Annotated in this window: 2 protein-coding genes; both read right to left on the bottom strand. The window is 64.2% G+C overall.

Annotation, left to right across the window (positions count from 1 at the left end; translation table 11 throughout):
• Nucleotides 1–479: TrbG/VirB9 family P-type conjugative transfer protein (locus E4Q08_RS23645; protein WP_169072208.1), on the bottom strand; the 479-nt coding region annotated here is incomplete at its 3' end.
• A gap of 13 nt (nucleotides 480–492) precedes the next feature.
• A partial coding sequence (locus E4Q08_RS23640; RefSeq protein ID WP_248595134.1) for a VirB8/TrbF family protein occupies nucleotides 493–858 on the bottom strand: 366 nt, incomplete at its 5' end.

Below are 858 nucleotides of genomic sequence, written 5' to 3'. Positions count from 1 at the left end.
ATGTACTGGCTGCGATGCGAGCGCAGCTTCAAATGATAGCTGCGGCGGTTGGTGGTCACCACCATCGACGTTTCCAGGCCGACGTCGAGCGGCTTGATGATCAGGTGCTGCACTTCGCCGGCGCCGCTGCCGGTGACGGCCGGTTCGACCGTCCAGCGGGCCGTGTCGCCGAGGTTGATCGAGTTGACCTGCTCGCCGGCTTGCAGGGCGACGTCGCATACCTGCAGCACCGCGCAGACGATGCTCGGTTGCTGCGCGCCGTACAGGAACTTGACCGAGCCGTTGGGCCCGGTCACCGGCGCAACCCCTTTTGCCCTCGGGTTCTTCCACTTCTCGGCGATGGCAATGGCCGCCTTCTCCTGTTGCGTCAGGGTCGGGTTCTTGTCCGAAAAATACAGCTCGGTCAGGTGGTCGCCCGGGGCTGCCAGGACAATGGCGGAAGCGACGCCAGGGAGCAGGGCGAAGAGAGGTTTTTTCATGGGGGCTCCTTTCTTAGAGCTGCTTCGCCCAGGAGAAGTCACGGACGTACAGGCCGATCGGATTGTTGCGGATCTGTTCTTCGCTGGTGCTGGTGGTCGGTTCGGCGACATAGACCGTCACCAGGGCACGCATGCGGAAGGGCTGGCCTTTCAGGATCCCCTGGCGGTCGCGGCTGGTCTCGACCCAGTCGACCTGCCAGGTTTCCGGCGTTTGCGGCAGCACCGAGGCGATCTCGACGCTGACCGTCTCCTTGGTGGCCCGCTTGAATGGGCTGGATTCCTCGGAGCCGTTCAGCCATTCGTTCATCCTGGCCGTGGCCGGGTCGTTCGGTGCCAGCATCGAGTACACGCGGAACACCGCCTTGCGCTGCAGGGCGAC

Source organism: Candidatus Accumulibacter contiguus (assembly GCF_012940005.1).
Taxonomy (GTDB): Bacteria; Pseudomonadota; Gammaproteobacteria; order Burkholderiales; family Rhodocyclaceae; genus Accumulibacter; species Accumulibacter contiguus.
Note: the sequence above shows the minus strand (reverse complement) of the source record. Positions and strands in the feature narration are given on the sequence as shown.